Genomic DNA, 23,789 nt, shown 5'->3' with positions numbered 1-23,789 from the left:
TTCGCCGGGCTTTTTTTACTCTGTCAAAACTCAGAATAACGCAATAGCGCCAGTGATCGCCCCGCACAGCACCACCAGCCCGCCGGTCAGCCACAACGCTTTTAATGGAAACGATTTACGCAGCATGATCAGCGACGGCAGGCTTACCGCCGGTAGCGTGATCAACAGCGCCAGCGCAGGCGCCATTCCCATACCCGCCAACATCATGGTCTGCACAATCGGGATCTCGGCTGCCGTCGGGATCACAAACAGGCAGCCGACAATCGCCATCGCAATCACCCACAACAGCGTGTTATCGATCGCGCCATCCGCATGCGGGAATAACCAGACACGCGCCGCACCCAGCACCAGAACAGCGAGAATATAGACCGGAATGGTGCTCCAGAAGAGTTGCCATAAGGCTTTGCCCCAGCGCGCCATAAAGCTGCCCTGCGGCTCCGTAAGCGTAATATCCACTGCTTCAGCCTGCTGCGGGCCCTCTTTGACCAGCGCCTGTACCAGCATCGCAACGCCCAGCACCGTCACCAGACCTGCAACCAGACGGATTGCGGCAAAATGCCAGCCAAGAACAAAGCCCATAAACACCAGCGTAGCCGGGTTAAGCAGCGGGTTGCCCATCCAGAATGCCAGTGCGCCGCCCATTGAGACGCGCTGACGGCGCATGCCCGCCGCCACCGGCGCGGCACAGCAGGTGCACATCATGCCAGGCAGAGAGAACAGCGTACCAAACAGCGTGCCGCTAAAGCGTTTTTGCCCCAGCGTGCGCAGTAACCAGTCGCGCGGAATCAAAACCTGAATCAACGAGCCCAGCACTACGCCCAGTACGGCCGCTTTCCAGACGGCAAGAAAATAGACCAGCGCATAATCCCACGCCGCCTGAATCGGGCTGGAATCGGCCTGAGCAAGAATAGATTTACCAATGCTGTGCGTCTCGGCAGCAGTGAAGGCTTTACCGTAATAAGGCTGCCATTTCACGTACCAAAGACCAACGATAACCACAAGAAAGAATAGCGCGGGTTTCCACCACTGAATGGGTGTTGCCGCCTGAGGTGAAGACTGACCAGTCATAACATTCCCCGGGGAAATAGGTGATAAGCCGGGGAATAGTACGCCGGGAAAACTATTTTGCCAATTGCGAGCCTGCAGCAATCGCGCGTAACTGCGCAGAGGCGACGACCTCGACGCGATTTTCCGCGGGCGTGAAGGACAATGTCAGCAGCGCGCGGGCGACATCCTGCGCGCGGATCGACTTCCAGTTGCCCGGCAGCAGACGAAACAGCGGTGCGAGCAGAGATTCACTGAAGCGCTGCTTTTCGCGCTCCCCCAGCAGCATCGACGGACGGGCAATAACCAGCCGGGGCCACTCCTGCGCGATGAGCGCTTTTTCCATCTCGCCTTTTACCCGGTTATAGAAAAATGGTGAACGCGCGTTTGCGCCCATCGAGCTGACCACCAGCATCTGCCTGGCGCCAAGCCGCAACCCGGTTAATGCCGTATCGACCACCAGCGTATAGTCCGCATGTATGAATGCCTCTTCACTTCCTGCTTCACGCCGCGTGCTACCAAGGCAGCAAAAAACCGTATCCACAGCTCCTGTTACCTGCGCCAGCGCATCGCTTAACTGCGGATCGTGCGGGTTCTCCACGTCGGAGAAGCCCAATAATGGGCGGCGAGTTGGCGCAACAAGAGTGCCGACCCGCGCATCGTTACTCAGTAATCGCAGCAGGTGTCCGCCAACCAGACCCGTTGCACCAGTGATCATTACGCGTGGCATTTACTCTCCTTTTGCAGATGAATCTGTCTTGCAATACCCGCCAGCTAAACCAGGCTTAGTAGTCTGATGGGTTATCAGTATGGATAACAACGAGCGCTGAAGCCAAAACAACGGAGGAATTATGAGCAAGAAAATTGCAGTCTTGATCACCGACGAGTTTGAAGATTCAGAATTCACCTCTCCGGCACAGGAATTTCGTCAGGCCGGCCATGAGGTGATCACTATAGAGAAACAGGCGGGGAAAACCATCCACGGCAAACAAGGCGAAGCTGAAGTGGTGATTGATAAAGCCATTGATGAGGTGCGGCCAGTGGATTTTGACGCCCTGCTGCTACCGGGCGGCCACTCACCCGATCATTTGCGCGGCGACGACCGGTTTGTTACCTTCACCCGCGATTTTATCAGCAGCGGTAAACCCGTCTTCGCCATTTGTCACGGCCCGCAGTTGCTGATCAGCGCGGACGCCATCCGCGGACGCAAGCTGACAGCGGTGAAACCTATTGTCGTCGATGTGAAAAACGCCGGGGGTGAGTTCTATGACCAGGAAGTGGTGATCGATAAGGATCAACTGGTGACCAGCCGCACCCCCGAAGATTTGCCTGCGTTTAACCGCGAGGCATTGCGTTTACTGGGTGCCTGAGTCGCGGATCCAGTGTAATTTTTTACCAAAACCCAGCGTGTTGTCAGTGAATTTCAATTCGTGAAGGCGAATCTCCCACATAGGGGCTGACAACATGCGCGCAACAGGAAAGCGACGGTTGTACTGCGCACGCGGCACCTCGCTTTCCTCCCCTTCCAGACGACGGATCTCGCCGGTAAATTGCACGCCGCGAATCAGCGCTACGGTTTTCGGCTGGCCGTTGACGGTTCCCGCCACCTTCGCCCGAAGCCCTGTCATCTGCGAGTGGCGCGTATGATCTTCACTGAGGATATAAAACGCCACTTTCTGCGCATCGTAAATGTAAAACGCATTAGCACACCACAATTCGCCCCGGTTCGCCACGCACCAACTGACAACATGCTGTTTCGCCAGCCAGCGGTTAATGGCTGCAAGCGTCTCCATTTTTTCTCTTCCTCGTGTTATTTTTTCGTTCACATTAACACAATGAATAATGCCATGACGCTCTGGTTTCTTTATCTTATCCGCACCGCCGACAACATGCTGTATACCGGCATTACCACCGATGTGGCGCGTCGCTTTACGCAGCATCAAAACGGGAAAGGGGCAAAAGCGCTGCGGGGAAAAGGCGCACTGGCGCTGGTTTTTTCAGCTCAGGTAGGAGAAAGATCGCTGGCGTTACGGCTGGAGTATCGCATCAAGCAGTTAACCAAACGCCAGAAAGAGCGCCTCGTCGCCGGAGATGGCACGTTCGAGGCGCTACGAGAAAGCCTGCAAGCAACCGTCGTTAAAGGCGATTGAAGTGATCGCTGTATTCCACCAGCCCACTGACGCCATTCAGCGCATCATCAGCAAGAGGGTGAACTAAAAACGCCTCATCCGTTTGCGGCCAGCGGCAACGCAGATCGTACTGCGAGGCATTTTTAAACCCCAGACGGCTATAGAACGCCGGATCGCCCAACGTGACGACTGCGGCATAACCAAACTCATTCAGCGAATCCAGCCCTTCATAGACAAGCTGGCGCGCAATGCCCTGGCCGCGATACTGCTCATCGACTGCCAGCGGCGCAAGCCCAACCCATTGCAGCTCTTCACCGGCAACCGTAACCGGGCTAAAGGCCACATAGCCCACAACCTGACCTTCATCATCGGTTGCGACAAATCCCAGCGTGATCAAACCATCCTCACGCAGATTGTGCACCAGCGTGGCTTCGCCTTCACCACCAAAACTACGACGCAATAACGCGTCGATACCGGGTGCATCAATGGGAATTTCAACTCTAATCAGCATGGCTCACCTATAGAAGGTTGTGTCGTTGCGGGCGGCGCTTGCAGGCCGGCCTCAACAAAATCCGCCAGTTGCAGCAGCATCACCCGCAGGGGTTTTGGCATCTGCTCCAGTTCAATGGCGTCCATCAGATTTTTTACGTACAGCCCAAGCTCCGTATCGCCTTCAATCGCCAGCCGACGCTGGAAAAAGAGCGTGTCCGGATCCTGCTTGCGCGCGGCAATCATTAGCAAATCGCTGGCGTCCGCACTGAAGCTGACATCAGCATCAGCTGACTCACGAACAATCAACTGACCATTCTCAACAGAGGTATACCACGTCAGGCCGATATCCCGTACCTGAATACTTAACCAGCGCCCTTCGAGAAACTCAAGCTCTCCGTCCGCCAGCGCCTGCTGGAATTGCCATCGCAGCACCTGCTCCAGCACCTGACGCTTGATGGCGAAAGGTGTGAGCTTAACCGGAACACTTAGTAATGCCGGGCCGAAGTGAACAAGACGTGAGCGCAATGAATCCAACACGGGCTTAACTCCCAGAAATGATAATTGCGGCTATTTTGCCACATTCCCGTAATGGTATAGCGGCGCAAATCAACAATCAGGCAATAAATAGACGGCGGTTATGGCTCCATCAATACGCATTTAACTGCCTCAAATCAAAAATTGTCGCCAGCAGGTTAACTAAAATCCCAGTTCGTTAACAATTTGGCGACCCTGCGGGGTACGTCCGGGCCATCTGGCCCGCTGATTGCAGGATACACTATGGAGTTGCTCTGCCCTGCCGGAAACCTTCCGGCATTGAAGGCGGCTATCGAAAACGGTGCCGATGCGGTTTATATCGGCCTGAAAGATGATACGAACGCCCGCCATTTCGCCGGACTCAACTTTACGGAGAAAAAACTCCAGGAGGCGGTGAGTTTTGTTCATCAGCACCGCCGCAAACTGCATATCGCCATTAATACTTTTGCGCACCCGGATGGTTACCAGCGCTGGGAGCGGGCCGTGGATATGGCCGCACAGATTGGTGCCGATGCGCTGATCCTCGCCGATCTGGCGATGCTGGAATACGCCGCCGAGCGTTATCCGCATATTGAGCGTCATGTCTCCGTGCAGGCCTCCGCCACTAACGAAGAAGCAATTCGCTTTTATTATCGTCACTTTGATGTCGCACGTGTGGTACTGCCGCGCGTTTTATCCATTCATCAGGTGAAACAACTGGCGCGCGTAACGCCCGTTCCGCTGGAGGTCTTCGCTTTCGGCAGCCTGTGCATTATGGCCGAAGGCCGTTGCTACCTCTCCTCCTATCTCACCGGCGAATCGCCCAATACCGTTGGCGCCTGTTCGCCCGCGCGTTTTGTCCGCTGGCAGCAAACGCCACAAGGGCTGGAATCCCGCCTGAATGACGTGTTGATCGACCGCTATCAGGAGGGTGAAAACGCGGGTTATCCCACGCTGTGCAAAGGGCGTTATCTGGTGGATGGCGAGCGTTATCATGCGCTGGAAGAGCCTACCAGCCTGAATACGCTGGAGCTGTTGCCGGAATTGTTGGCAGCAAATATCGCCTCGGTAAAAATCGAAGGCCGCCAGCGCAGCCCGGCGTACGTCAGCCAGGTGGCGAAGGTGTGGCGTCAGGCTATTGATCGTTGCATAGCCGCGCCGCAGGACTTTGTCCCGCAATCCGCATGGATGGAGACGTTAGGAGCCATGTCGGAAGGCACACAAACCACGCTCGGCGCATATCACCGTAAATGGCAGTAGGTAGACAATGAAATATTCATTAGGGCCGGTCCTTTATTACTGGCCAAAAGAGACGCTGGAAGATTTTTACCGCCAGGCGGCTACCAGCAGCGCTGATGTGATTTATCTTGGCGAGGCGGTGTGCAGCAAGCGTCGCGCGACCAAAGTGGGCGACTGGCTGGATATGGCAAAAGCGCTCGCCAGTAGCGGCAAACAGGTGGTGCTCTCCACGCTGGCGCTGGTGCAAGCCTCTTCAGAATTAAATGAACTGAAGCGCTATGTTGATAACGGCGAATTTCTGCTGGAAGCCAGCGATCTGGGCGTAGTGAACATGTGCGCCGACCGTAAACTGCCGTTCGTCGCCGGGCATGCCCTTAACTGCTATAACGCCGTGACGCTGCGTCTGCTGCTCAAGCAAGGCATGGTGCGCTGGTGTATGCCGGTCGAGCTTTCCCGGGACTGGCTGGTCAATCTGCTCGAACAGTGTGAAACGCTGGGCATTCGTCGGCAGTTTGAGGTAGAAGTGTTGAGCTACGGCCACCTGCCGCTGGCGTATTCCGCCCGCTGCTTTACCGCTCGCTCGGAAGACAGACCAAAAGATGAGTGCGAAACCTGCTGCATTAAATACCCGAACGGGCGCGGCATGGTGTCGCAGGAGAACCAGCAAGTATTTGTTCTCAATGGCATCCAGACGATGAGCGGCTATGTCTATAACCTTGGTAATGAACTGACCTCAATGAACGGGGTTGTCGATATCGTGCGGCTGTCGCCGATGGGACCGGAAACGTTCGCCATGCTCGACGCGTTTAAAGCGAATGAAACGGGCAGCGCGCCGCTGCCGCTCGCCGCTCACAGCGACTGTAATGGCTACTGGCGCAGGCTGCCCGGCTTGCAGTTAGAACTTTAATAAAGCTCACTTTGTTAACAGCTTTCAGCAAAGGTTAATGCACTATAAAAGTTACAGCTTTTCTGGCCTGTCCCGCCACTCTGGGCCAGGCTGGAAGAAGACCTTCAATCTGATGACGATGCTGTAGCAAAGTGAGTTTCTATGTCTGAGAAAACAATTCCCTTTTCGGTGCTGGATCTCGCGCCGATCCCACAAGGCTCCTCTGCCCGCGAGGCGTTTACCCATTCGCTGGATCTGGCGAAATTGGCTGAGAAGCGTGGCTATCACCGTTACTGGCTGGCCGAACACCACAATATGACTGGCATCGCCAGCGCCGCGACGTCGGTGCTGATTGGCTACCTTGCCGCCAATACGCAAACCCTGCACCTGGGTTCCGGCGGCGTGATGCTGCCGAACCATTCGCCGCTGGTGATTGCCGAGCAGTTTGGCACGCTGAATACGCTCTATCCGGGACGCATTGATCTGGGTCTCGGCCGCGCGCCGGGTAGCGATCAGCGCACCATGATGGCGTTACGTCGCCATATGAGCGGCGATATCGATAACTTCCCGCGCGATGTTGCCGAACTGGTGGACTGGTTTGACGCCCGCGATCCGAACCCGCATGTCCGTCCGGTGCCGGGTTACGGCGAGCAGATCCCGGTCTGGTTGCTGGGTTCCAGCCTGTACAGTGCGCAACTGGCCGCACAACTCGGCCTGCCGTTTGCTTTTGCCTCGCACTTTGCGCCGGATATGTTGTTCCAGGCGCTGCATCTCTATCGCACGAATTTCAAACCTTCCGCGCGGCTGGAGAAACCTTATGCGATGGTGTGCATCAACATTGTTGTCGCCGACAGCAACCGCGATGCGGAATTCCTCTTTACCTCCATGCAGCAGGCGTTTGTGAAACTGCGTCGGGGTGAAACAGCGCAGTTGCCACCGCCGATCGCCAATATGGATCAGTTCTGGTCACCGTCGGAGCAGTACGGTGTACAGCAAGCGCTGAGCATGTCGCTGGTCGGGGATAAAGCGAAGGTGCGCCACGGGCTGGAGTCGATCCTGCGGGAAACCGACGCGGACGAGATTATGGTTAACGGGCAAATTTTCGATCACCAGGCGCGGCTCTATTCGTTTGAACTGGCGATGCAGGTGAAAGAAGCACTGCTCGGGTAGTTTTTGTCGTGCCGGATGACGGCGTGCGCCTTATCCGGCACGGTAGATTTGCAGGCCGGGTAAGCGCAACGCCACCCGGACTGAAATTACTGATAAACCGGCAGCAGATTAAAGCTGGAAAGCAGGTGTACTGCGGCGTTACCGACGCCAAACAGCAGAATCAGGATAATCATTGGCTTGCCGCCCCAGACGCGAAATGCCGGGCTGCCAAAGCGTTTACGTGACGCATTCGCCAGCAGCGCAGGAACAATTGCCGCCCAAATCGTCGCCGCCAGCCCCGCATAGCCAATGGCATACAGAAAACCATTCGGCCACAGTAAACCACCGACAATCGGCGGTACGAACGTCAGCAAAGCCGTTTTGAAACGTCCAGCCGGTGAATCATCAAACCTAAACAGATCCGCCAGATAATCGAACAGCCCCAAAGTCACACCCAGGAATGAGCTGGCAACCGCAAAGTTTGAGAAAATCACTAACAGCAGATCCAGGCTACGGCTGTTCAACACACCGCTGAGCGCCTGCACCAGTACATCAATGTTGCCGCCCTTCGCTGCAATCTCAATAAATGCCGGACGCGGGATATTGCCCATCGTCACCAGCAGCCAGACAACATACAGCCCCAGCGCCAGTAACGTGCCGTAGACCAGGCAACGGGTGATGGTGCGCGGATCTTTGCCGTAGTATTTCATCAGGCTTGGAACGTTGCCGTGATAGCCAAATGAGGCAAGACAAAACGGCAGCGTCATCAGCAAATAGGGCGTATAGGATGCGTCGCTTTGCGCCACATTAAATAACGTCGCGGGCTGCACGTGCCCGAGCAGGCTGCCAAAGGTGAGGAAAAAAGTGATCACTTTCGCCCCCAGCACAATCGCCGTCATGCGGCTGACTGCGTGCGTGGAGAGCCAAACGATAAAAGCAACACCCAACGCAAAACACAATCCCGCCAGACGCGGCGACACGTCCAGCGACATTTCGGCAAAGGTGTGATGCAGAATGGAGCCGCTCGCTGAAATGTAAGCGTAAGTCAGAATATAGAGCACGAAGGCAATCGAGACGCCATTCACCAGATTCCAGCTTTTTCCCAGCAGATCTTTGGTGATGGTGTCGAAACTTGCCCCGCTGTGATAGTTAAGGTTGGCCTCAAGGATCATTAAACCCGAGTGCAGCATACAGAACCAGGTAAACAACAGTGCCAGCAGTGACCAAAAGAACCACGCGCCGGACATCACTACGGGCAATGAGAACATGCCTGCGCCAATGATGGTGCCGCCGATAATTACCACCCCGCCGAACAGCGAAGGGGAAGCCTGTGTGGTTGTCAGTGTCGACATCTGAAATATTCTCCTGTGGATTCAAAGCCTGGATTCAGGCCGCCGCATTGTACCAGTACAAGAGTACATTTCAGATAAAAAAAGCCCCGATCGTTTTGACCGGGGCTGTATCTTTTTCTTTACAGATCGTAAGGAAAATTATGCGTCGTTGCGACGACGGCTGGAGCTTTCGTCACGATCGCGGCGCGGCGCACGACGTTCGCCAGCAAAACTACGGCCTTCCTGACGCTCACCGCTGAAACGACGGCCTTCGCCACGACCGCCTTCACGACGTTCGCCACCGAAGCCACCACGGCGCTCACCGGCACCGGCACCGCCACCGCGACGTTCGTTACGCTCGCGCGGCTGTGCATCGCCCAGCAACTGCATATTCATCGGTTTGTTGAGAATACGCGTACGCGTGAAGTGCTGCAGAACTTCACCCGGCATACCTTTCGGCAGCTCAATGGTGGAGTGGGAACCAAACAGCTTGATGTTACCAATATAACGGCTGCTGATATCGCCTTCATTAGCAATCGCGCCGACGATATGACGAACTTCAACACCGTCATCACGGCCCACTTCAATGCGGTACAGTTCCATTTCACCAACGTCACGACGTTCACGACGCGGGCGATCTTCACCACCGCGCTCGGAACGCTCGCCACGCGGGCTGCGGTCATTGCGATCGCCACGGCGTTCGAAACGGTCATCACGCTCGCGGAATTCACGCTTAGGACGCATCGGCGCATCCGGCGGCAGAATCAGCGGACGTTCGCCCTGTGCCATTTTCAGCAGCGCAGCGGCCAGCGTTTCAATGTCCATCTCTTCTTCAGAAGAAGGCTGGATTTTTGCCAGCAGCGCGCGGTATTGATCCAGATCGCTGCTTTCCAGCTGCTGCTGTACTTTCGCGGCGAATTTTTCCAGACGGCGTTTGCCAAGCAGTTCTGCGTTCGGCAGCTCGACTTCCGGAATGGTCAGCTTCATGGTACGTTCGATGTTGCGCAGTAGACGACGCTCGCGGTTCTCAACGAACAGCAGTGCGCGGCCAGCGCGACCCGCACGACCGGTACGGCCGATACGGTGAACGTAGGATTCAGAATCCATCGGAATGTCGTAGTTAACGACCAGGCTGATACGCTCAACGTCCAGACCACGCGCCGCAACGTCTGTTGCGATCAGGATATCAAGACGACCATCTTTCAGGCGTTCCAGGGTCTGCTCACGCAGCGCCTGGTTCATGTCGCCGTTCAGCGCAGCGCTGTTATAGCCGCTGCGCTCCAGGGCTTCAGCCACTTCCAGCGTCGCGTTTTTGGTACGAACGAAGATGATCGCCGCATCAAAATCTTCCGATTCGAGGAAACGAACCAGCGCTTCGTTTTTGCGCATGCCGTACACCGTCCAGTAGCTCTGGCTGATGTCCGGGCGAGTGGTTACGCTGGACTGAATGCGCACTTCCTGCGGCTCTTTCATAAAGCGGCGGGTAATGCGACGGATCGCTTCCGGCATGGTTGCAGAGAACAGCGCGGTCTGATGACCTTCCGGGATCTGCGCCATAATCGTTTCAACGTCTTCGATAAAGCCCATGCGCAGCATTTCGTCGGCTTCATCCAGAACCAGACCGCTCAGTTTAGAGAGATCCAGCGTACCGCGTTTCAGGTGATCCAGCAGACGCCCCGGCGTACCGACGACGATCTGCGGCCCCTGGCGCAGGGCACGTAATTGCACGTCATAACGCTGGCCGCCGTACAGAGCAACCACGTTTACGCCATGCATATGTTTAGAAAAATCGGTCATTGCTTCAGCTACCTGAACCGCCAGTTCGCGGGTCGGAGCAAGCACAAGGATCTGCGGCGCACGCAGGTCCGGATCGATGTTATGAAGCAGCGGAAGGGAAAACGCTGCGGTTTTACCGCTACCAGTCTGGGCCATGCCCAGTACGTCACGACCAGACAGCAGGTGCGGAATGCACTCAGCCTGGATCGGAGATGGTTTTTCGTAACCGAGATCGTTCAGGGCTTCAAGGATAGGAGCCTTCAGCCCCAGATCTGCAAAAGTGGTTTCGAATTCAGCCATGTAGTACAAGTGCCTCTATGTCATTGGCGGCCAGTCTACATAACTCATCGTGAAAATGATTAGCAATTTTCATTGAAAAGTGTGAACCGGCTCAAAGTAGGTTAATTAACGAACAATGAAGCCCTCACCCGCGAAGATGATGGCAATCAAAAGAGATTACGGGCTGATATGTTCGTCAGCTATTGCTGGTCCGATTCTGCCAGGTCATCGTGCTCCTGGCCCAAGAGCGCTAATTCCAACAATGCGTAACGGTGCTCAACAAAATTATGGACGTTGTTGGCAACCGTTAGTTTGAACAGTGCCGTGGCGCTGTCCTTATCCCCCAGACTTAGGTAATACTTACCTAAATAGAAGTTGGTTTCACTGAGATGCTCAGCGAGCGAGGTGTTATCCGTTGCGTCTGCCTTCAGGCGATCCATCAGCGTTGCTTCGCTAATGTCACCGAGGTAGAACTCGACAATATTCCATCCCCATTGTTCCTTATCCGATTTTTCGAAGCGCTGTTTCAGTGCTTCTTTTGCCTGCTTCTCATCAAGCTTTCGCTCAACGATGTAAAGCCACAGGCTACGGAAAGGATCATTAGGATCGTCTTGATAAAACGCCAGCAGATCATCTTGCGCTAACTTATCGCGACCGCCGTAATACAATGCGATCCCGCGATTTAAGTGCGCGTAGTTGTAAGTTGGATCAAGCTCAAGTACAGAATCAAACGCTTCATAGGCAGCATCAAAATTGCCTGCCTGCGTTAAATAAATGCCTAAGTAGTTGAATACTTCGGGCATATCCGGTCGAATTGCCAGCGCTTGTGAGAAATCATTCCGCGCTAAGGCCCTCAGACCGAGACTATCATACAACACTCCGCGCTCATATAAAAGCTGTGCGCGTTCGTCATCGGTTAAAGCCCGACTGGCAAGAATTTGTTCCATGCGTGCCAGAATCACTTCTTGCTGCAAAGTCGGTTGCAATGGCACCGCGAGGACTTCGCTCTTACGCCAGGCAGAGTTGCTGCATCCTGCCAGCGTTAAAGCTGTCGCAACGAAACACCAGCGCAAAAAAGGCTTCATTTCCCACTCCCGAAGACAACAATTGGATGAACGTCCTGTCCCCCGGCTGCAAACATGGCGTCCTGCCTGCAAATAAGCCCTCCGCCTGATGTCGGAGGGCAAAGGCAACCTTACTCGCCCTGCTCTGCTTGCGGCGCTTCTAACGCTTCAGCAGGCTGAGTTTGTTCAGTCGCTTCTTTGATACTCAGACGAATACGGCCCTGGCGATCAACCTCCAGAACTTTCACCGGAACTTCCTGGCCCATCTGCAGATAATCGGTCACTTTCTCAACGCGCTTATCAGCGATCTGAGAGATGTGTACCAGACCTTCTTTACCGCCGCCGATGGCAACAAACGCACCAAAGTCAACGATACGGGTCACTTTACCATTGTAGATACGGCCCACTTCGATCTCAGCGGTGATTTCTTCGATACGGCGAATAGCGAATTTCGCTTTTTCACCGTCGGTGGCCGCGATTTTCACGGTACCGTCGTCTTCGATTTCAATAGTGGTGCCCGTTTCTTCGGTCAATGCACGGATAACAGAACCGCCTTTACCGATAACGTCTTTGATTTTGTCCGGGTTGATCTTAATGGTGTGGATACGCGGTGCGAACTCAGAGATATCGCCACGCGGCGCGTTAATCGCCTGCTCCATCACGCTCAGGATATGCAGACGTGCACCTTTAGCCTGGTTCAGCGCGACCTGCATGATCTCTTTGGTGATACCTTCAATTTTGATATCCATCTGCAGTGCAGAGATACCGTCGCGGGAACCCGCTACTTTGAAGTCCATATCGCCCAGGTGATCTTCATCGCCAAGGATGTCAGACAGAACAACAAAGTTGTCGCCTTCTTTCACCAGACCCATTGCGATACCTGCAACGGCTGCTTTCACCGGCACGCCCGCATCCATCAGCGCCAGAGAAGCGCCACACACGGAAGCCATGGAAGAAGAACCGTTGGATTCGGTGATTTCAGAAACCACACGAACGGTGTACGGGAATTTTTCCGCATCCGGCATTACTGCCAGCACGCCGCGTTTTGCCAGACGACCGTGACCGATTTCACGACGCTTCGGCGAACCAACCATCCCGGTTTCCCCTACGGAGTACGGAGGGAAGTTATAGTGGAACAGGAAAGAGTCAGTGCGCTCGCCCATCAGCTCGTCGATGATCTGAGCATCACGCGCAGTGCCCAGCGTTGCCGTTACCAGCGCCTGAGTTTCACCACGGGTGAACAGTGCAGAACCGTGAGTACGCGGCAGAACACCGGTACGAACGTCCAGACCACGGATCATATCTTTTTCGCGGCCATCGATGCGCGGTTCGCCAGCCAGTACGCGGCTACGGACGACATTTTTCTCGATAGCGTGCAGGATTTCGCCCAGCTCGTTAGCGTCCAGCGTTTCGTCTTCGGCTGTCAGAGTCGCGATAGTTTCAGATTTGATCACATCAACCTGAGCGTAACGTTCCTGTTTGTCGGTGATGCGGTAGGCATCGCTCAGACGAGATTCTGCCAAAGCAGCAACGCGCGCGTTCAGCGCTTCGTTTACCGCTTCCGGCTGCCAGTCCCAACGCGGTTTACCGGCTTCTTTCACCAGATCGTTGATGTTCTGGATAACAACTTGCTGCTGCTCGTGGCCAAATACCACAGCGCCCAGCATTTGATCTTCGCTCAGCAGTTCTGCTTCGGATTCCACCATCAGAACAGCCGCTTCAGTACCGGCAACAACCAGGTCCAGCTTGCTCGCTTTCAGCTCTTCCTGGGTCGGGTTCAGCACGTACTGGTCGTTGATATAGCCCACGCGAGCAGCGCCGATCGGACCATTGAACGGGATACCGGACAGAGACAGGGCTGCGGAGGCACCGATCATCGCGACGATATCCGGGTTAACCTGCGGGTTAACGGAAACGACGGTGGCAATAACCTGAACTTCATTAACGAAGCCTTCCGGGAACAGCGGGCGAACCGGGCGGTCAATCAGACGCGCAATCAGGGTTTCACCTTCGCTCGGACGGCCTTCACGACGGAAGAAACCACCGGGGATTTTACCAGCAGCGTAGGTACGCTCCTGATAGTTAACGGTCAACGGGAAAAAGTCCTGACCTGGTTTCGCTTTTTTCTGGCCAACAACGGTCACAAATACCGCGGTGTCATCCATACTTACCATTACGGCAGCGGTGGCCTGACGCGCCATCATGCCGGTTTCCAGCGTAACGGTATGTTGACCGTACTGGAATTTACGAACGATCGGATTCAGCAAAATTCTGTCCTTTCTTAATGAATGTCAGCACACCAAAGGCGTGCTGACAATTAAACCGAATCTTCATGCATCCTCGCGACTAATGACAACCCTAACCCGCCCCATTGCGGATAAAGCCTCTCATTAGCCGCGCGAACCTCTGCAGTGAAGACATACATGGCAACAATACATTAGTTTACTGCCAATTGCTGCCGCCTGGTTGAAAAAAGGGGCCATAAAGGCCCCTTCTTGAAACTCGCCAGACTTAGCGACGCAGACCCAAACGCTCGATCAGCGAGGTGTAGCGTGCAACATCTTTGCGTTTCAGGTAGTCGAGCAGTTTACGACGCTGAGAAACCATGCGCAGCAGACCACGACGGCTGTGGTGATCTTTTTTGTGCTCTGCAAAGTGACCCTGCAGGTGGTTGATCTGTGCAGTCAGCAGAGCAACCTGGACATCGGTAGAACCGGTGTCGTTTGCATCACGACCAAACTCAGAAACGATTTTAGCTGTAGCTTCAGTACTTAGAGACATTTTAAAACTCCAAAGTATTTATAAATGAAAGGGCGCCGATCTCTAATTCAGCGCTCCAGGGTTTAGCGCCGGGCAATGTTAAATACATGGCCCAACGTTAAGCGGCAATATTCTACTCGTAGTGACAGGTTCTCGCAAGGTAAGCCCGTTATACAGCAGGATACTCTACAACCAGACGACGCGGCGCCACACGGCCATCATCATCCATCTCACCCATACCGATAAATTTACCTTCATCACCTTCCGTCACGCGTACCAGGCCCTCTTTGGGCGCGGCTGATGCACGTACCGGCTGACCGTTTTTGAAATACGCGGCCACGACAGAAGGAATATTGACGACAGGAAAATCGGATGCCGGACTGTCCATCGGCATCAACAGCGGATCCAGTAGCTGCGCTGCCGGAATATTCTGCTGCTCAGCCTGGGCAACCAGCTCGTGCAGGTGCTCCAGGGTGACCATCCGCTCAACCGGGTATTTGCTCACCGCCAGACGACGCAGATAGATAACATGCGCGCCACAACCCAGCTTCTCACCCAGATCGTCAATAATGGTGCGGATGTAAGTCCCTTTAGAACAGTGGATTTCCAGCTCCAGCTCATTACCTTCATGACGAATAAATAGCAGCTCATAAACGGTTATAGGCCGGGCTTCACGCGGCACTTCAATACCCTGGCGTGCATACTCGTAGAGTTTCTTTCCCTGATATTTCAGCGCGGAATACATTGACGGCACTTGCTGCGTATCACCACGGAAACTCTCCAGCGCCACAGCCAATTGCTCGTCGGTAAAGATTACCGGACGCTCTTCGACAATTTGCCCGTCCGCATCAGAAGTATCAGTTCGCTGGCCCAGCCGCGCAATGACCCGATAGCGTTTATCAGAATCCAGCAGATACTGGGAAAACTTTGTCGCTTCACCCAGACAAATCGGCAACATACCGGTCGCCAGCGGATCCAGCGCCCCGGTATGCCCGGCACGGTTAGCATTGTAGAGGCGTTTGACCTTTTGCAGCACATCATTGCTCGACGCGCCCTGCTGTTTATCAAGCAGCAGCACGCCATGCACGTCGCGACCACGACGACGAGGACGACTCATCAGTCCTCCTTGCTGTCGTCCGGATTCACACGACGTTCGTCATCGTGCTTCACCACGCTGGTCACCAGGTTGGACATACGCATCCCTTCCACCAGCGAATTGTCGTAGAAGAAGGTCAATTCCGGCACGATACGCAGACGCATCGCTTTACCCAGCAGGGTACGAATAAAACCGGAAGCGTCCTGTAGCGCTTTGATGCCCGCTTTAACATAAGCTTCATCTTTGTCGTTAAGGAAGGTAACAAACACTTTGGCATAAGCCAGATCGCGGGAAACTTCAACACCGGATACAGTGGTCATCATCCCCAGTCGCGGATCTTTGATTTCACGCTGCAGGATAATCGCAATTTCTTTTTGCAGTTCCTGGGCTACGCGCTGCGGGCGACCGAATTCTTTCGCCATAATAATTCTCCAGACTAAAAAGGGGCCGTAGCCCCTTTTGATATACTGCCGGGTGGCGCTTCGCTTACCCGGCCTACAATATTTGTATCCACGATGAATTGCGGGTTACAGCAGTGCGGCAACTTCGTGCCCCCCAGGAGCACAGATACCTCTCTAACTGGGGTACAAAACATGCCACCAACGCAGCAGCCCGAAAGGCGATGCGGATTACTCGATTGTGCGCTGAATTTCGATAATCTCGAACACTTCGATCATATCGCCAGTGCGCACATCGTTGTAGTTCTTCACGCCAATACCACATTCCATGCCGTTACGGACTTCGTTCACGTCATCTTTGAAGCGACGCAGGGATTCCAGTTCGCCTTCATAGATAACCACGTTGTCGCGCAGGACGCGGATCGGGTTGTGACGTTTAACCACGCCTTCAGTAACCATACAGCCTGCGATCGCGCCGAATTTCGGTGATTTGAACACATCACGAACTTCCGCCAGACCGATGATCTGCTGTTTCAGTTCTGGAGAGAGCATACCGCTCATCGCTGCTTTCACTTCGTCGATCAGGTTATAGATGACCGAGTAGTAACGCAGATCCAGGCCTTCAGCTTCGATCACACGACGCGCAGAAGCATCAGCACGAACGTTAAAGCCAACCAGAATAGCGTTGGACGCAGCAGCCAGAGTCGCGTCGGTTTCGGTGATACCACCTACGCCGGAACCCACGATCTTCACTTTCACTTCTTCAGTAGAGAGTTTCAGCAGAGAATCGGAGATCGCTTCCACAGAGCCCTGAACGTCAGCCTTCAGTACGATGTTCACTTCATGAACTTCGCCTTCAGTCATGTTGGCAAACATGTTTTCCAGTTTGGATTTCTGCTGACGCGCCAGTTTAACTTCACGGAATTTGCCCTGACGATACAGCGCAACTTCACGCGCTTTCTTCTCGTCACGCACAACGGTTGCTTCATCACCCGCAGCCGGAACGCCGGAAAGACCGAGGATTTCCACCGGAATAGACGGACCCGCTTCAGTGACTTCACGGCCCAGCTCGTCACGCATCGCACGCACACGACCGTATTCGAAGCCGCACAGAACGATATCGCCTTTATGCAGTGTACCTTCGCGAACCAGAACGGAAGCCACCGGACCACGACCTTTATCCAGGAAGGATTCGATAACTACACCGCTCGCCATACCTTTACGGACAGCTTTCAGCTCCAGGACTTCGGCCTGCAGCAGGATTGCATCCAGCAGGTCGTCGATACCTGTACCAGCTTTCGCGGAAACGTGTACGAACTGGCTTTCGCCGCCCCACTCTTCCGGGATGATGCCGTACTGAGCCAGCTCGTTTTTAACGCGATCTGGATCGGCTTCAGGTTTATCAATCTTGTTCACTGCAACCACCACCGGCACCTGCGCTGCTTTCGCATGCTGGATAGCTTCGATGGTTTGCGGCATGACGCCGTCATCGGCAGCAACAACCAGAACAACGATATCCGTTGCCTGAGCACCACGGGCACGCATTGCGGTAAACGCGGCGTGACCTGGGGTATCCAGGAAGGTGATCATGCCGTTGTCGGTTTCGACGTGGTATGCACCAATGTGCTGAGTAATGCCGCCCGCTTCGCCGGAGGCTACTTTCGTCGAACGAATGTAGTCCAGCAGAGAGGTTTTACCATGGTCAACGTGACCCATGATGGTCACGACCGGCGCGCGCGGTTCAGCCGCTGCACCAGTATCACGGTCGCTCATTACCGCTTCTTCCAGCTCGTTTTCACGACGCAGGATAACTTTGTGGCCCATTTCTTCAGCAACGAGCTGCGCGGTTTCCTGATCGATAACCTGGTTGATGGTGGCCATCGCACCCAGTTTCATCATAGCTTTGATGACCTGAGAGCCTTTAACGGCCATCTTGTTCGCCAGTTCGCCAACGGTGAGGGTTTCACCGATTACCACGTCACGGTTAACCGCCTGCGCCGGCTTCTGGAAGCCCTGCTGCAGAGTGGAACCTTTACGCTGTCTGTTGCCTTTACCGCCGCGTACGGCTGCACGCGCTTCTTCACGGTCGGCTTTGCTTTCAGCGTGCTTGTTACCTTTTTTCGGACGCGGAGCTTTAGCGGTACGACCACGACCACGACCGCCTTCAACTTCGCGATCGCTATCATCTTCCGCCTGACGAGCGTGCTGAGAGGTGGTCACGTGATAATCACCGACAGTCTCTTCTTCATCGCTGCTGGCTACCCAGCCATTTTCATTTTGTTCCGCCATACGACGAGCTTCTTCCGCTACGCGGCGCGCATTTTCTTCCAGTTTGCGGCGAGCCTCTTCTTCCGCTTTGCGCTTGAGTTCTTGCGCTTCAGCTTCGCGACGGGCTTTCTCCGTCTGGGCTGCCCTGGTCATTTCGTCAGATTGTTGGTTGCTCACTTTGCTATTTTCCGCAGCCTCGCGTTTTGCATTTTCAGCATGTTCGCGTTTAGCTTTTTCTTCAGCTTCACGTTTCAGGCGACTTTCGGCCTCACGCTTCGCTTTTTCCTCGGCTTCGCGCTCAGCGGCTTCCTCTGCTTCACGACGGGCCTTCTCTTCCGCTTCACGCATCGCCTCTTCTTCCGCAGCGAGACGTTCAGCCTCTTGTGGATCGCGTTTTACAAAGGTGCGTTTTTTACGGACTTCGATCTGCACCGATTTACTTTTACCACCGGTGCCCTGGATACTTAATGTGCTGCGCGTTTTGCGCTGCAGCGTCAGCTTATCAGGCGACGAACCATGTTCACGGTTCAGGTGCGCCAGGAGCGTCTGCTTTTCTTGTGCCGTCACTGAGTCTTCAGCGGACTTGCGGATCCCTGCATCAGCAAATTGCTGTACCAGGCGGTCCACAGAGGTCTGAATCTCAGCGGCCAGCGTTTTTACGGTTACATCTGTCATGCTGTTCCTTCCTGCTACAGTTTATTACGCTTCGTCACCAAACCAGCAAATATTACGTGCGGCCATGATGAGCTCACCTGCTTTCTCGTCGGTTAACCCTTCGATATCACTCAGGTCATCCACGCCTTGCTCGGCGAGGTCTTCAAGCGTACAAACACCACGAGCAGCCAGTTTGAAAGCCAATGCACGATCCAGACCTTCCAGATTCAGCAGGTCTTCAGCCGGCTCTTTATTGCCGAGACTCTCTTCCTGCGCCAATGCCAGAGTAGTCAGGGCATTTTTCGCACGGTCGCGCAGGGCTTCAACGGTGTCTTCATCCAGACCGTCGATTTCCAGCAGCTCTTTAATTGGCACATAGGCCAGTTCTTCCAGCGTAGAGAAACCTTCTTCGACCAGGACGGTAGCGAAATCTTCGTCAATATCCAAGTAACGGGTGAAGGTATCAATTGCCGCATGCGCTTCAGCCTGATGCTTGGACTGCAGATCTTCAACGGTCATAACGTTGAGTTCCCAGCCGCTCAGCTGAGACGCAAGACGCACGTTCTGACCATTACGGCCGATAGCTTGCGCCAGGTTACCCGCCTCAACGGCGATATCCATGGTGTGCTTGTCTTCATCCACAACGATAGAAGCAACATCTGCCGGCGCCATTGCGTTGATCACGAACTGAGCCGGATTGTCATCCCACAGCACGATATCGATACGCTCGCCGCCCAGCTCGGTTGAAACCGCCTGAACGCGCGCGCCACGCATACCAACGCAAGCGCCGACCGGATCGATACGCTTATCGTTGGTCTTCACAGCGATTTTGGCGCGTGAACCCGGATCGCGGGCTGCAGCTTTAATCTCAATCACTTCTTCGCCGATTTCCGGCACTTCGATGCGGAACAATTCGATCAGCATTTCCGGTTTGGAACGCGTGACGAACAGTTGAGCGCCGCGCGCTTCAGGACGCACTGCATACAGTACGCCACGGATTCGGTCGCCCGGACGGAAGTTTTCACGCGGCAGCATATCCTCACGCAGGATCACGGCTTCAGCGTTGTTACCGAGGTCAAGAGTGATGTTATCGCGGTTAACTTTCTTCACCACGCCAGTGATGATTTCGCCTTCGTGTTCACGGAACTGATCGACCACCATAGCGCGCTCAGCTTCACGCACTTTCTGTACGATAACCTGCTTCGCAGTTTGCGTGGTGATACGGTCAAAGGTCACGGATTCAATCTGATCTTCGACGTAGTCGCCGACATTCAGACTTTCGTCTTCGTAGCGTGCCGCTTCAAGCGTGATTTCACGCGTCGGTTGAGTTACCTCTTCAACAACCATCCAGCGACGGAAAGTATCGAAATCACCACTTTTACGATCGATGCTTACGCGTACATCGATTTCTTGTTCATATTTTTTCTTGGTTGCTGTAGCTAAAGCACTTTCCAGCGCTTCAAAGATTTTTTCACGCGGAAGCGACTTTTCGTTAGAAACAGCTTCAACAACAGCCAAAATTTCTTTGTTCATCGGGGGCCTTTCACCTCAATCCAGACTGTTAAAAGTGGGGGACCAGGTTCGCTTTCTGAATATTACTCAATGCGAACACTTCATCTTTACCTTCGACCGTAACGGTGATCATCTCGCCATCGACATCTTTAATGATGCCCTGCCATTTACGGCGGTTCTGTACCGCCATACGTAGCACCAGCGAGACTTCGTCGCCCTTAAAGCGCGCATAGTGCTCAGCCGTAAACAAAGGACGCTCAAGACCTGGTGAGGAAACTTCCAGGTTGTAAGCAACGGTAATCGGATCTTCAACATCCAGTACCGCACTGACCTGGTGGCTGACATCAGCGCAATCATCAACATTGATGCCATCTTCACTATCAATATAGATGCGCAGCGTAGATGTGCGACCACGCACAAATTCGATACCGACCAGTTCATAGCCCAGTGCTTCAACCGGCGCCGTAATCATCTCTGTTAATTTTTGCTCTAATGTGGACAAGTCCACCCCCAAGACATAAAAAAAGGGCGTATAGCCCAGTTATTTCGTACTCAGATAACAAAAAACCCCGATAAATCGGGGCTTTAAATAACTGAACCCTATAGCCGCAACTGCGGCCTGGAGAACCTTCCGTGAGTATTTTTCTCAAATCCAGCTACGAAGGCGTTAAGTCTTCATAGTATATTTGAAAAAAAACACTTAGGGAAAGTGGTTGCGGGGGCCGGATTTGAACCGACGACCTTCGGGTTATGAGCCCGACGAGCTACCAGGCTGCTCCACCCCGCGCCTGAAACGTGGCAAATTCTACCCGGTTGAGCGCGAATTTGCAAATAATGCTGGGATTTGGTACCGAAGACGGGACGTAAAATCGGCCTACATTATATTGATAAATATAACTATCTGTCAACCGTATGTTATGTGCATCCTGTACACTTCCGACTATGCATTTTATTGCGGCAAATTATGCCTGTATAAAAGATGTCTTATACCAATAATTCCGATGAAAATTGCACTCTTCTCTTCCGGTCATCGCCAAAAAATGATTAAATGAAAACTCATTTATTTTGCATAACCATTCACTGAGATTTTCAAAATGAGTGGCAAATAGTATGGCGTGGCTGTTAAGCCTCTCACCATCTGTCTATCAAGCAGGGATTTTTTTATGACGACGATTCTCAAGCATCTTCCTACAGGTCAACGTATTGGTATCGCTTTCTCCGGCGGCCTGGACACCAGTGCAGCGCTGCTGTGGATGCGCCAGAAAGGCGCGGTTCCATATGCATACACCGCAAATCTGGGTCAACCGGATGAGGATGACTATGACGCGATTCCCCGTCGCGCGAAGGAATATGGTGCGGAAAATGCCCGCCTGATCGACTGCCGCAAGCAACTGGTCGCTGAAGGCATCGCAGCCATTCAGTGCGGCGCGTTCCACAATACCACGGGCGGTTTGACCTATTTCAACACCACCCCGCTCGGCCGCGCAGTTACCGGTACCATGCTGGTTGCAGCAATGAAAGAAGATGGCGTGAATATCTGGGGTGATGGCAGCACCTACAAAGGAAACGATATTGAGCGTTTCTATCGCTACGGGCTGCTGACCAACGCGGAGCTGAAAATCTACAAGCCATGGCTTGATACTGATTTTATCGATGAACTGGGCGGTCGTCAGGAAATGTCTGAATTCATGACTGCCTCCGGTTTTGATTACAAAATGTCAGCAGAAAAAGCGTACTCAACCGATTCCAACATGCTGGGCGCGACGCATGAAGCGAAGGATCTCGAATTCCTTAACTCCAGCGTTAAAATCGTCAACCCAATCATGGGCGTTAAATTCTGGGACGAGAGCGTCAAAATTCAGGCCGAAGAAGTGACTGTCCGTTTTGAACGTGGTCATCCGGTAGCGTTGAATGGTAAAACCTTTGCCGATGACGTTGAACTGATGCTCGAAGCGAACCGCATTGGCGGACGTCATGGTCTGGGCATGAGTGACCAGATTGAAAACCGTATCATCGAAGCGAAAAGCCGTGGTATTTACGAAGCACCGGGGATGGCTCTACTGCATATCGCATATGAACGTCTGTTAACCGGTATTCACAATGAAGATACCATCGAGCAGTATCACGCTCATGGCCGTCAATTGGGTCGTCTGCTGTATCAGGGCCGTTGGTTCGATCCGCAAGCGCTGATGCTGCGTGACTCTTTACAACGTTGGGTGGCCAGTGCGATCACGGGTGAGGTAACGCTGGAGCTGCGTCGCGGCAATGATTACTCGATCCTCAATACCGTATCCGACAATCTGACTTACAAAGCAGAACGCCTGACGATGGAAAAAGGCGAGTCTGTGTTCTCTCCGGATGACCGTATTGGGCAGTTAACTATGCGCAACCTGGATATCACTGATACCCGCGAGAAACTCTTCAATTACGTGCAAACCGGATTGATCTCCACCACTTCCGGCAATGGTCTGCCGCAGGTAGAGAATCAGGAGAACAGCGAGAAGAAATAATCGCTGACGGATTAAAAAAGACGCCTGATGGCGTCTTTTTTATTGTCTCTCTTTCCGGATTACAGACGAAAAAAAAGACATCTTACGATGTCTTTTTTCCGGAATATTGGTACCGAGGACGGGACTTGAACCCGTAAGCCCAATCGGGCACTACCACCTCAAGGTAGCGTGTCTACCAATTCCACCACCTCGGCACGACTTACTTAATGCGGGATATCGCTTGTCGGCTGCGCCGGCGCTGCAGGCTGAGTTTGTTCACTCTTCGCCGGTGCGCTCAGATTTTCCCACTCGCTTCCTTTATTGGTTTTATTGCTGTTAACGTTACCCAGCACAAGGCTGATGATAAAAAACAGGGTTGCCAGTATACCAGTCGTGCGAGTCATGAAGTTGCCAGAACCACTTGAACCGAACAACGTGCCAGACGCGCCAGCGCCAAAGGAGGCTCCCATATCAGCGCCTTTACCTTGTTGCAGCATAATCATGGCAACAAGCGCCAGTGCCACAATAAGGAAAACAACTAAAAGAGCTTCGTACATAATCAACCTGTTCCTTGCGGTATTGCCGCAGCAAATGCTTCAACCAATAAAAGTGGGGCGTTTTCTGCTTTCCCACTGAAGCGGGTGTGAATACTAACCAAAGCGAATGACCTTCGCAAGGGCAATTTCAGTGCATTTTATCAAGTGCGGAAA

23 protein-coding genes and 2 tRNA genes are annotated in these 23,789 nt (G+C 53.7%); 6 read left to right on the top strand and 19 right to left on the bottom strand.

Features of this window, described 5'->3' with window-relative positions:
* Positions 1-30: 30 nt before the first annotated feature.
* Complete coding sequence (locus DK872_RS10300) at positions 31-1,068, bottom strand: permease (RefSeq protein ID WP_071921589.1); 1,038 nt, start codon at positions 1,066-1,068, stop codon at positions 31-33.
* Between the two features lie 52 nt (positions 1,069-1,120).
* On the bottom strand, positions 1,121-1,774 hold the full coding sequence (locus tag DK872_RS10295; protein WP_071921590.1) for an NAD-dependent epimerase/dehydratase family protein: 654 nt from the start codon (positions 1,772-1,774) through the stop codon (positions 1,121-1,123).
* A gap of 121 nt (positions 1,775-1,895) precedes the next feature.
* Here DK872_RS10295 and DK872_RS10290 point away from each other — a divergent pair, with 121 nt between their 5' ends.
* Positions 1,896-2,414, top strand: coding sequence for a type 1 glutamine amidotransferase domain-containing protein (locus tag DK872_RS10290; protein ID WP_071921591.1), 519 nt, complete (start codon positions 1,896-1,898; stop codon positions 2,412-2,414).
* Here DK872_RS10290 and DK872_RS10285 read toward each other — a convergent pair.
* Positions 2,400-2,837 (bottom strand): YhbP family protein, encoded by a 438-nt coding sequence (locus DK872_RS10285; protein ID WP_161518324.1) that lies wholly within the window; start codon positions 2,835-2,837, stop codon positions 2,400-2,402. The genes DK872_RS10290 and DK872_RS10285 overlap by 15 nt on opposite strands.
* 54 nt (positions 2,838-2,891) lie before the next feature.
* Between DK872_RS10285 and DK872_RS10280 the strand changes: the two genes are divergently transcribed.
* A complete protein-coding gene (locus DK872_RS10280) occupies positions 2,892-3,194 on the top strand; it encodes a GIY-YIG nuclease family protein (protein WP_007369941.1) in 303 nt (100 codons plus the stop codon).
* Here DK872_RS10280 and DK872_RS10275 read toward each other — a convergent pair.
* Positions 3,181-3,684 carry a GNAT family N-acetyltransferase gene (locus DK872_RS10275; protein ID WP_007369940.1) on the bottom strand — a complete coding sequence of 168 codons (504 nt, stop codon included), beginning with the start codon at positions 3,682-3,684 and terminating at the stop codon, positions 3,181-3,183. The two genes, DK872_RS10280 and DK872_RS10275, sit on opposite strands and share 14 nt — an antisense overlap.
* A complete protein-coding gene (locus DK872_RS10270; protein ID WP_035887934.1) occupies positions 3,678-4,202 on the bottom strand; it encodes an SCP2 domain-containing protein in 525 nt (174 codons plus the stop codon). The genes DK872_RS10275 and DK872_RS10270 overlap by 7 nt, the downstream gene beginning before the upstream one ends.
* Positions 4,203-4,442: 240 nt before the next feature.
* On the opposite strand from DK872_RS10270, the gene DK872_RS10265 reads away from it, so the two are divergent.
* From DK872_RS10265 to DK872_RS10255, 3 genes are all read left to right on the top strand, one after another.
* Positions 4,443-5,438 carry a peptidase U32 family protein gene (locus DK872_RS10265; RefSeq protein WP_071921592.1) on the top strand — a complete coding sequence of 332 codons (996 nt, stop codon included), beginning with the start codon at positions 4,443-4,445 and terminating at the stop codon, positions 5,436-5,438.
* Positions 5,439-5,445: 7 nt separating this feature from the next.
* The gene (locus tag DK872_RS10260) at positions 5,446-6,324 is read left to right on the top strand and encodes a U32 family peptidase (RefSeq protein WP_071921593.1); all 879 of its coding nucleotides are present in this window, start codon (positions 5,446-5,448) and stop codon (positions 6,322-6,324) included.
* A gap of 141 nt (positions 6,325-6,465) precedes the next feature.
* The gene (locus tag DK872_RS10255) at positions 6,466-7,473 is read left to right on the top strand and encodes an LLM class flavin-dependent oxidoreductase (protein WP_007369936.1); all 1,008 of its coding nucleotides are present in this window, start codon (positions 6,466-6,468) and stop codon (positions 7,471-7,473) included.
* An 86-nt stretch (positions 7,474-7,559) separates the two neighbouring features.
* Here DK872_RS10255 and mtr read toward each other — a convergent pair whose 3' ends face one another.
* From mtr to DK872_RS10195, 12 genes are all read right to left on the bottom strand, one after another.
* Positions 7,560-8,804 (bottom strand): tryptophan permease, encoded by a 1,245-nt coding sequence (mtr, locus tag DK872_RS10250; protein WP_161518322.1) that lies wholly within the window; start codon positions 8,802-8,804, stop codon positions 7,560-7,562.
* A gap of 138 nt (positions 8,805-8,942) precedes the next feature.
* Positions 8,943-10,859 (bottom strand): DEAD/DEAH family ATP-dependent RNA helicase, encoded by a 1,917-nt coding sequence (locus tag DK872_RS10245; protein WP_007369934.1) that lies wholly within the window; start codon positions 10,857-10,859, stop codon positions 8,943-8,945.
* Positions 10,852-10,932, bottom strand: coding sequence for a protein YrbN (gene yrbN / locus DK872_RS27980; RefSeq protein WP_107147034.1), 81 nt, complete (start codon positions 10,930-10,932; stop codon positions 10,852-10,854). Before yrbN ends, DK872_RS10245 begins: the two co-directional genes overlap by 8 nt.
* Before the next feature lie 106 nt (positions 10,933-11,038).
* Positions 11,039-11,923: a lipoprotein NlpI gene (nlpI, locus tag DK872_RS10235; protein ID WP_035887942.1), complete on the bottom strand. Its 885-nt coding sequence runs from the start codon at positions 11,921-11,923 to the stop codon at positions 11,039-11,041.
* Positions 11,924-12,033: 110 nt separating this feature from the next.
* Positions 12,034-14,169: a polyribonucleotide nucleotidyltransferase gene (pnp, locus tag DK872_RS10230; RefSeq protein WP_007369932.1), complete on the bottom strand. Its 2,136-nt coding sequence runs from the start codon at positions 14,167-14,169 to the stop codon at positions 12,034-12,036.
* 244 nt (positions 14,170-14,413) lie between these two features.
* Positions 14,414-14,683, bottom strand: coding sequence for a 30S ribosomal protein S15 (rpsO, locus tag DK872_RS10225; protein ID WP_007369931.1), 270 nt, complete (start codon positions 14,681-14,683; stop codon positions 14,414-14,416).
* Between the two features lie 148 nt (positions 14,684-14,831).
* Complete coding sequence (truB, locus tag DK872_RS10220) at positions 14,832-15,779, bottom strand: tRNA pseudouridine(55) synthase TruB (RefSeq protein WP_035887945.1); 948 nt, start codon at positions 15,777-15,779, stop codon at positions 14,832-14,834.
* Positions 15,779-16,180 carry a 30S ribosome-binding factor RbfA gene (gene rbfA / locus DK872_RS10215; RefSeq protein ID WP_161518320.1) on the bottom strand — a complete coding sequence of 134 codons (402 nt, stop codon included), beginning with the start codon at positions 16,178-16,180 and terminating at the stop codon, positions 15,779-15,781. Before rbfA ends, truB begins: the two co-directional genes overlap by 1 nt.
* Before the next feature lie 207 nt (positions 16,181-16,387).
* Entirely contained in the window at positions 16,388-19,099 is a 2,712-nt protein-coding gene (infB, locus tag DK872_RS10210) for a translation initiation factor IF-2 (protein WP_007369928.1), read from the bottom strand.
* A 24-nt stretch (positions 19,100-19,123) separates the two neighbouring features.
* Entirely contained in the window at positions 19,124-20,611 is a 1,488-nt protein-coding gene (gene nusA, locus DK872_RS10205) for a transcription termination factor NusA (RefSeq protein WP_007369927.1), read from the bottom strand.
* A 28-nt stretch (positions 20,612-20,639) separates the two neighbouring features.
* Complete coding sequence (gene rimP, locus DK872_RS10200) at positions 20,640-21,092, bottom strand: ribosome maturation factor RimP (protein WP_017457352.1); 453 nt, start codon at positions 21,090-21,092, stop codon at positions 20,640-20,642.
* A gap of 208 nt (positions 21,093-21,300) precedes the next feature.
* Positions 21,301-21,377, bottom strand: a tRNA-Met gene (locus DK872_RS10195).
* 376 nt (positions 21,378-21,753) lie between these two features.
* On the opposite strand from DK872_RS10195, the gene argG reads away from it, so the two are divergent.
* Positions 21,754-23,100: an argininosuccinate synthase gene (gene argG, locus DK872_RS10190; protein ID WP_007369925.1), complete on the top strand. Its 1,347-nt coding sequence runs from the start codon at positions 21,754-21,756 to the stop codon at positions 23,098-23,100.
* A 107-nt stretch (positions 23,101-23,207) separates the two neighbouring features.
* On the opposite strand, the gene DK872_RS10185 is transcribed toward argG, so the two are convergent.
* Positions 23,208-23,294, bottom strand: a tRNA-Leu gene (locus DK872_RS10185).
* A 9-nt stretch (positions 23,295-23,303) separates the two neighbouring features.
* Positions 23,304-23,636: a preprotein translocase subunit SecG gene (gene secG, locus DK872_RS10180; protein WP_007369924.1), complete on the bottom strand. Its 333-nt coding sequence runs from the start codon at positions 23,634-23,636 to the stop codon at positions 23,304-23,306.
* Positions 23,637-23,789 lie beyond the last annotated feature (153 nt).

This window comes from Kosakonia sp. MH5 (assembly GCF_009935945.1).
Classification (GTDB): domain Bacteria; phylum Pseudomonadota; class Gammaproteobacteria; order Enterobacterales; family Enterobacteriaceae; genus Kosakonia; species Kosakonia radicincitans.
Note: the sequence above shows the minus strand (reverse complement) of the source record. Positions and strands in the feature narration are given on the sequence as shown.

Coding starts and splice junctions, on each gene's coding strand:
- infB (WP_007369928.1), bottom strand. CDS start 19,099: ATGACAGATGTAACCGTAAAAACGCTGGCCGCTGAGATTCAGACCTCT.
- rpsO (WP_007369931.1), bottom strand. CDS start 14,683: ATGTCTCTAAGTACTGAAGCTACAGCTAAAATCGTTTCTGAGTTTGGT.
- rbfA (WP_161518320.1), bottom strand. CDS start 16,180: ATGGCGAAAGAATTCGGTCGCCCGCAGCGCGTAGCCCAGGAACTGCAA.
- mtr (WP_161518322.1), bottom strand. CDS start 8,804: ATGTCGACACTGACAACCACACAGGCTTCCCCTTCGCTGTTCGGCGGG.
- DK872_RS10255 (WP_007369936.1), top strand. CDS start 6,466: ATGTCTGAGAAAACAATTCCCTTTTCGGTGCTGGATCTCGCGCCGATC.
- argG (WP_007369925.1), top strand. CDS start 21,754: ATGACGACGATTCTCAAGCATCTTCCTACAGGTCAACGTATTGGTATC.
- DK872_RS10260 (WP_071921593.1), top strand. CDS start 5,446: ATGAAATATTCATTAGGGCCGGTCCTTTATTACTGGCCAAAAGAGACG.
- yrbN (WP_107147034.1), bottom strand. CDS start 10,932: ATGAAAATTGCTAATCATTTTCACGATGAGTTATGTAGACTGGCCGCC.
- DK872_RS10285 (WP_161518324.1), bottom strand. CDS start 2,837: ATGGAGACGCTTGCAGCCATTAACCGCTGGCTGGCGAAACAGCATGTT.
- secG (WP_007369924.1), bottom strand. CDS start 23,636: ATGTACGAAGCTCTTTTAGTTGTTTTCCTTATTGTGGCACTGGCGCTT.
- nlpI (WP_035887942.1), bottom strand. CDS start 11,923: ATGAAGCCTTTTTTGCGCTGGTGTTTCGTTGCGACAGCTTTAACGCTG.
- DK872_RS10275 (WP_007369940.1), bottom strand. CDS start 3,684: ATGCTGATTAGAGTTGAAATTCCCATTGATGCACCCGGTATCGACGCG.
- DK872_RS10290 (WP_071921591.1), top strand. CDS start 1,896: ATGAGCAAGAAAATTGCAGTCTTGATCACCGACGAGTTTGAAGATTCA.
- DK872_RS10265 (WP_071921592.1), top strand. CDS start 4,443: ATGGAGTTGCTCTGCCCTGCCGGAAACCTTCCGGCATTGAAGGCGGCT.
- DK872_RS10280 (WP_007369941.1), top strand. CDS start 2,892: ATGACGCTCTGGTTTCTTTATCTTATCCGCACCGCCGACAACATGCTG.
- truB (WP_035887945.1), bottom strand. CDS start 15,779: ATGAGTCGTCCTCGTCGTCGTGGTCGCGACGTGCATGGCGTGCTGCTG.
- DK872_RS10245 (WP_007369934.1), bottom strand. CDS start 10,859: ATGGCTGAATTCGAAACCACTTTTGCAGATCTGGGGCTGAAGGCTCCT.
- DK872_RS10295 (WP_071921590.1), bottom strand. CDS start 1,774: ATGCCACGCGTAATGATCACTGGTGCAACGGGTCTGGTTGGCGGACAC.
- nusA (WP_007369927.1), bottom strand. CDS start 20,611: ATGAACAAAGAAATTTTGGCTGTTGTTGAAGCTGTTTCTAACGAAAAG.
- DK872_RS10300 (WP_071921589.1), bottom strand. CDS start 1,068: ATGACTGGTCAGTCTTCACCTCAGGCGGCAACACCCATTCAGTGGTGG.